Below are 5,962 nucleotides of genomic sequence, written 5' to 3'. Positions count from 1 at the left end.
AAGGCGGCGTCGTATTGCTCGACGGTGACGGTTCGCACGCCAGGGTAGATCAGCCGCCGGACTGCACGGGCTCCAGTTTGATGCTGAAGTGGCGGAGGACCGGCGACTGGCCCGTGACGCGGTATCCGCTCACCGATCCAGGATCCTTGGCTATGTCCGCCAAGGTGGCGGCAACGTGGTCGTAGTGGCTTCGGGTGTAGACCCGCCGGGGAAGCGCTAGCCGTACGAGTTCGTAGGGGGCCGTCTTGATGGTGTTGCCTTGCTCGTCCTCTTCGCCCAGGTACAGCGTGCCCAGCTCCGCCGAGCGGATGCCTCCGCGTCGGTAGAGCTCACAGACCAGCGCAGTGCCGGGGTACTGATGCGGAGGAATGTGGGGCAGAAGTCGCCCGGCGTTGAGGTAGAGGGCGTGCAGGCCCGAGGGTTCCACGATGTCGACCCCGGCCTCGCGGATGCGTGCGGCGAGGTAGGCGGCTATGTCGGCGCGTTCGGCGAGGTAGGACGGTTCGGTGACTTCGAGGAGTCCGCGGGCCATCATGTCGAGGTCACGGCCGGCCAGGCCGCCGTAGGTGGTGAACCCCTCGGTGGCGATGAGCAGGCCCTCGCACCTCTCGGCGAGTTCCGGATTCGTCAGGCCGATGAAGCCGCCGATGTGGACGATGCCGTCCTTCTTGGCGCTTACCACGCAGCCGTCTGCGAGCCGGAACGCCTCCTCGGCGACCTGGCGGGGGGTGCGGTTGGCGTAGCCTGGTTCGCGTTGGGTCACCAGCCAGGCGTTCTCCGCGAACCGGGCTGCGTCCAGGATCATGGGCACGTTGTGGCGGCGGCACAGTTCGGCGGTCCGGTGCAGGTTCTCCATCGCGACCGGCTGGCCGCCGCCACCGTTGTTGGTGATGGTCATCAGGACGGCCGCCACGGGCCTTTGGTGCGCGTTCTCCAGCGCCTGTTCGAGGGCGATCAGGTCGATGTTGCCCTTGAACGGATAGTCGCTGTCGAGGTCCTTCGCCTCGGCACACGGCAGGTCGTAGGCCTGGCAGCCGGTCAGTTCGACGTTGGCGCGGGTGGTGTCGAAGTGCGTGTTGGACAGCACGCTCGTGCCGGGCTTGAGCAGCGCGGAGAACAGGATGCGCTCGGCGGCGCGACCCTGGTGGGTCGGCAGAATGTGGGGGTAGCCGGTGAGCTCGGAGACGACGTCGTGCCACCGGTAGAAGCTGCGGCTGCCGGCGTAGGACTCGTCTGCCTGCATGCCTGCGGCGAGCTGGTCCGCGGAGATGGCGCCGGTCCCGAGTCGCTCAGCAGATCGATGGTGACCTCGTCGGCCCGCAGAGCGAAGGGGTTGTAGGCGGTCCGCTTCAGCGCGGCCTCGCGCTCTGCTTGGGTGGTGAACGGGATCGGTTCTACGACTTTGATGCGGTACGGCTCCACGTTTCTTCCTTCTGTGCGATGTGCGAGATGACGTGACCTGCGGCCTCGTGCCCGAGGCTCAGGACGCCCTGAGGCGTTGTGCGGGCACAAGGTCGACCTGCGGGTGCTGCTCCTGCGGCGGCCGAACGGAATAGGCCTCGGAGGACAGATAGGTGGTTATCCGAGGCTGCTGGTTTCGCTCATACACGAGCGCGAGATAGGCGATCAGTCCCGCACCATCGGCAAGTTGTCGCTGTGTGAGAGCACGCAGGCTCCGCCGCAGGACCGTGGGATCCATGCCGAACCGGGTCAGCAGGCCCGTTGCCCGGGCGAGGGCCTCCTCGTCGTCGCGGACGTAGTCGCGTACGGGGATGTGGAGCGTGAAGCCGCTCGGGTCGTTTTCGCCGTCGGTGAAAGAATGGCAGGTGAGCGCAGGCCGCCGCAGAAGCCGCGGCGGACCGTACACACCCTGCCCGGACGGCCGGAGGGATCCCGCGGCCGCATGGAAGAAGTACCGGATGTCGGCCACTGGGGCCCCGGAGGCACGGCTCAGCGCGCAGGCGTCATCGGCCGACATGCGCCGGTGTTTCACGTACACCTTGGTGCGTGGTGACTTCCAGGCGCCAAGGTCCAGCGCGAGGAACGGATACCCCGCCGCCGGGGGAAGTTCCGCGAAGGCTTTGCCGTAGCCGAGTCGCCGCAACGCCTCTTCCACGGTGCGTGCGGCGTGCTCGGGTCCGGCGGCGGAGGGATTCACATAGACCTTGACGCCGGGGGCCTTTCCCGCGCGCAGATCGAGCGCGTACCACAGTGCCAGTGGCCCCTCGGCTGCAGCGGGGAAGAACAGGTCGTCCAGGGCGTCGAGTTGGTCAGTGGAGAAGCTCCAACGGGCAGCCATCGCGCGGATGGCCGTGCGCCCGGCGCGAGCGCTGTCGCCCATGTTGCCGTGAGCCCACCCGGGCTCCACGAGCACCCGCAGTGCCGGGGCGCCGTCCGACGTGCAGGCGAGGGAGAACTCGACGGGGGTGTGGTCATCGGAGAGGAAGCTGGGCGACGCCGGGGGCAGGGATAACTGTCGCCCGGCGGCGCCTGCAAGAGAGTCGAGAATGACCTGCCCGTACAGCGCAGTGTCCGTCTCGCTCAGCCCTACCGTGGCGCCGAGGCCCCGCAGTTGGCCGAGGACGTGATCGCCGAGCGTTGTCTCACCGGGTTCGGCCGTCGGTATGCCGGGTTCCGGCAGGGCGCTCATCGCGTCTCTCGCGCTTCGCGGCGCGGAGAGCGTTTGTACGGTGCGGGAGTACAGGGATCGGCGCCGTCGGCGGGAGAGGAGACGAAGGACGATCCGCCGAGCGAGGCGGGTATCCGTCCTTGAGGCTTGTCGGGGTCGCCGACCCCGCACGGATTCCTTCTACTGGATGTAGTGCGCCGGTGGCCCGGCCGGTTGCCTGCGGAACAGGGCGCGGAGGTTGCGAGGTCCACTGCCTCTCCTTCATCTCGTGTCACTCCAGACACTCCGCGCTGTCCTACCCGAGTCGTTGATCTTTCATGCAGGCTGCAACAACTCCCCGTGTCACCTACGTCACAGGGCGTTTGACGGCTACTGGCCCGTCAGCCACCGCCTGAAGCTGCTCCAGCGCCCCTTGCCAGCGGTGGACTGCGACGCCACGGGCTCGGGCGAGCCAGGAGCGTGCGCTTGGTCGTGCCGTGGCGCGGCCGTCGTCGGCTGCGGTTGGGCCGCAGGGCGCGGGGTGACCGCGCCGAAGCGCACGGGCAGGGAGGCCAGGGCCCGGTTGAACGGGCCGGGCCGCCAGACGAGGCTGTCCGCGGGGACCGCGAGCTCGACGTCGGGCAGTGCGTTGAACAGTGCCTCCAGACCCGTCAGGGCGATGAGCCGGGCCGGTTCCTTCGACGGGCATGCGTGCGGGCCCGCGCTCCAGGCGAGGTGCCCGCGAGTGTCGGCCCCCTGGTCCGCCAGCGCTGTGTTGGCGGCACCGAAGGACACCAGGACCAGCTCACCGGCGCGCACCTTGTCGCCGGCCACGTCTGTGTCGACGACCGGGTAATGCGGTGCGTAGTTGGACATCGGGGGGTTGCGCCACAGGGTGTCGTCAAGGGCCTTGTCGAACTGCCCGTTGCGCGCGTACTCCTCGTTGGTCAGCATCGTGTAGAAGCCGTTGCCGATGAGGTTGCCTTCCGGCTCACCGCCCGCGCCGAGAAGCAGCACCAGCGTATGCGCCAACTGCGCGTCGGTCAGCTGCGCCGGGTGCTGCATCAGGTAGGACGTGATGTCCTCCCCCGGCTGGACGCGCTTCAGCGCCACCAGTTCGCTGACTGCCTGGAGCAGGACCTGGCTGGCCTGTTCGGCGTTGACGCCGTCGAACATGCCGGCGATGCCGAAGAGCACCCGGTCGCCGATCTCCGCCGGGCAGCCGAAGAGTTCGTTGAACACGTACAGGGGGAGCTGCTGAGCGTAGTCCCTGAGCAGGTCGGCCGATCCGCGGGCGCTGAACTGGTTGATGAGGAATTGGGCGGCTTGGTTGACGATCCGGCTCAGCCTGCTGTTGCTGATGCGGGCGAAGGACTCGGTGATGGCCTGACGCAGCGGGAAGTGCTCGGCGCCGTCGGTGAACATGCAGTTGGGCCGGTAGGCCAGCAACGGCAGGACCGGGCTGTCGGGGCTGATCAGGCCGTCCTTCAACGCACGCCAGCGGCGTGAGTCCTTGCGGAAGACCGACGGGTTCTGCAGCAGGTCGAGGGCTGCGCTGTAGTCCGTCACCAGGGTCGCGTCCACACCGGGTGCGATGGTGACGGGCGTCGTCGGGCCGAACTGGCGCATGTACCGGTAGTGCGCGTGCGGGTCGGCGGCGAACTCCGGCGTGTCGAGGCGTATGCGCTGGCCGCTGCCGTGTGCGGGGCAGCCGGGCGGAGGTACGGGGGGCGTTGTCATGCGTGCTCCAGGGCGGCGCGCTCTTGCAGGTAGCGGACCATGGTGATCAGTGCGTTCACGGACGACCTTTTGTCGCGCGCGTCGATGGTGACGACCGGGGTGTCGGGCAACAGGTCGAGTGCCTCCCGGACCGCCTCGGGGGTGTGCTCCACGCCGCCGTCGAACTTGTTGATGGCCACGGCGTAGTCGAGGCCGTAGCTCTCGACCAGATCCATGACCTCGAAGCTGTCCGCCAGTCGCTCGGGGTCCACCAGGACCAGGGCCCCCAGCGATCCGCGGGCCATGTCGTCCCACAGATCGACGAACCGCTGCTGTCCGGGAGAGCCGAACAGGTACAGCACGATGCGCTCGCTGAGGGTCAGGCGGCCGAAGTCCAGGGCGACGGTGGTAGTGGTCTTCCCCCGTACTCCCTTGAGGTCGTCCACGGTCTCCGAGAGGCTTGTCATCCGCTCCTCGGTGGACAGCGGCGCGATTTCGGAGAGCGAGCCGATCAGGGTGGTCTTGCCGACGGCGAAGTGCCCGACGACCAAGATTTTCACCGCAGTCTGCTGCGCACCGCTTCGCACATATGCGTCCTCAGACAGAGAGGGCCCTGAGGCCATCGAGCACCTCCTGAAGAAGAGAATTGGTGGCGAGTTGAGCCGAGGGCACCGGTGCACGGGTGACCAGATAGCCCCCCTCGGCGAGGGAACTGAGCAAGACCCTGACGACGCCGAGAGGCAATTGGGAGTGCGCGACGATCTCAGCGACCGACAGGTAGCCGCTGGAGCACATCTCCAGGACCTGCTGCTCCTCAGGCGAGAGCCGCTGGGGGCGCTGCCGCTCATCGGTTGCCGTCGTGACGAGGGTGATGAGGGAGAACTCGTTGTCGTCTGGCAGGTCACGCCCACGGGTGATGACGTAGGGCCGGACTAATGCGCCGGCCTCGGTCTCGAACTCGGGCTCGGTACGGCCGGGATCCGTCATGAGGTGACCGGGTCGGTGCGGAGGCCGGTCGACATCTCCTTGCCGAGCGCGCTGACGAGTTGCTGCATCCGGTACGTGATGTCCCCCATGTCGACCTCGGCGGACGCCGCCACGGCGAGGTAGGAACCGCCGCCCGCCGCGTTGAGGAATACCCAGCCACCGTCGAACTCGATGAGCGTCTGGCGCCAGGCCGCTCGGTCGTCACCACAGAAGAATCCGACGGACCGGCTGAGCGACTGCAATCCGCTCACGGCGGCGGACACCTTGTCGGCATCGTCCCGGCCGATCTCCGCGGTGCGGGACATCTGCAGGCCGTCGGCAGAGATCAAGACCGCGTGGAGGGCATGGGGAATCGTCAGCGCTTCCTCAAGCATCCAGGACAGACGGTCGCTCACGGGGCATCGGTTCCTTTGTGTGAATCGGCAGGACTGGGCTCTGGTTCGACGGCCGGTACCCCCGCACTTCGGCCGCTGGCCGTGCCGCGCGCAAAGGCCCCCATCACCGCCACCCGGGCCTCCGGCGACCGGGCCTCCGGCGACCGGGCAGGCGGCGCAGACGAGTCGACGGTCTGCCCGTTCTTCACGAGTGCGATGCCGCGCTTGCTCCGTCGCTGGGGCAGCCCGTCAGATGTCGTCGTGGGAGCCGAAC

At 68.0% G+C, this 5,962-nt stretch carries 6 protein-coding genes; all 6 read right to left on the bottom strand.

The genetic code is table 11. The features are described 5' to 3' along the window. Nucleotides 1-49: 49 nt before the first annotated feature. The 6 genes from ACWFR4_RS47215 to ACWFR4_RS47190 all read right to left on the bottom strand — a co-directional run bounded on the left by ACWFR4_RS47215 (nucleotide 50) and on the right by ACWFR4_RS47190 (nucleotide 5,709). Nucleotides 50-1,243, bottom strand: a complete 1,194-nt coding sequence (locus tag ACWFR4_RS47215) for a tryptophanase (RefSeq protein WP_453657960.1) — start codon at nucleotides 1,241-1,243, stop codon at nucleotides 50-52. Nucleotides 1,244-1,480: 237 nt separating this feature from the next. Further along, nucleotides 1,481-2,650 carry a tryptophan dimethylallyltransferase family protein gene (locus ACWFR4_RS47210; RefSeq protein WP_453657958.1) on the bottom strand — a complete coding sequence of 390 codons (1,170 nt, stop codon included), beginning with the start codon at nucleotides 2,648-2,650 and terminating at the stop codon, nucleotides 1,481-1,483. Nucleotides 2,651-2,998: 348 nt separating this feature from the next. After that, nucleotides 2,999-4,348 (bottom strand): cytochrome P450, encoded by a 1,350-nt coding sequence (locus ACWFR4_RS47205; protein WP_453657956.1) that lies wholly within the window; start codon nucleotides 4,346-4,348, stop codon nucleotides 2,999-3,001. Further along, entirely contained in the window at nucleotides 4,345-4,950 is a 606-nt protein-coding gene (locus tag ACWFR4_RS47200; RefSeq protein ID WP_453657954.1) for a GTP-binding protein, read from the bottom strand. Before ACWFR4_RS47200 ends, ACWFR4_RS47205 begins: the two co-directional genes overlap by 4 nt. Then, a complete protein-coding gene (locus tag ACWFR4_RS47195; RefSeq protein ID WP_453657952.1) occupies nucleotides 4,925-5,314 on the bottom strand; it encodes a DUF742 domain-containing protein in 390 nt (129 codons plus the stop codon). Before ACWFR4_RS47195 ends, ACWFR4_RS47200 begins: the two co-directional genes overlap by 26 nt. Next, entirely contained in the window at nucleotides 5,311-5,709 is a 399-nt protein-coding gene (locus ACWFR4_RS47190; protein ID WP_453657950.1) for a roadblock/LC7 domain-containing protein, read from the bottom strand. Before ACWFR4_RS47190 ends, ACWFR4_RS47195 begins: the two co-directional genes overlap by 4 nt. Between the last annotated feature and the right edge of the window lie 253 nt (nucleotides 5,710-5,962).

This window comes from Streptomyces sp. NPDC055140, from assembly GCF_053607285.1.
This window is presented reverse-complemented; position numbering and strand designations above follow the sequence as displayed.